We start from the raw sequence: 606 nt of genomic DNA on the forward strand, positions 1-606 counted from the left end.
CTTCACGAGTCGGTTCGCCACCTGACCTGCTGTCAGGTTCGGGTACTTGGCGCGGACCAGCGCGGCGGCCGCAGAGACGTACGCGGTTGCGTCCGAGGTGCCGCTCGCCATGCAGTACTGACTGCCCGAGCAGGATCCCGCGCTGACGATCTCCACCCCCGGCGCGGTGAGCATAAGACCGGGCCCGAAGTTCGACTTCGCCCAGACCTTGCCCGACTGGTCGACCGCACCGACCGCCAGGACACCGGGCGCGCTCGCCGGACTGGCGAGCCCTGCGCCGTCGTTGCCCGCGCCCGCCACGATCAGCACGTCCTTCGAGGCCGCGTAAGCGATCGCCTCCAGCACCCACTTGCTGTTACCGACTTTGCCGGCCTGCGAGATGTTGATGACCTTGGCACCGTTGTCCACTGCCCAGCGGATGCCCTCAGGGATGGCGTCACTGTTGGAGGCGCTGTTCTTGTAGATCGGCAGGATCTTCACGCCCGGGGCCAGGCCGGTCACCCCGTCACCGCCGCCGGCTCCGTGACCCTTGGCCGCGATCAGGGCCGACATGCTGGTCCCGTGCCCCGATTCGGACTTGGCCTCACGACCCTTGCCACCCGGATC

1 protein-coding gene is annotated in these 606 nt (G+C 68.3%); it reads right to left on the reverse strand.

The features are described from left to right. The coding region (locus tag ABD323_RS43840; RefSeq protein WP_344447585.1) for a S8 family serine peptidase at positions 1-606 on the reverse strand (606 nt) is incomplete at both ends.

Origin of the sequence: Kitasatospora nipponensis, from assembly GCF_039528135.1 — a bacterium.
GTDB classification, from domain to species: Bacteria; Actinomycetota; Actinomycetes; order Streptomycetales; family Streptomycetaceae; genus Kitasatospora; species Kitasatospora nipponensis.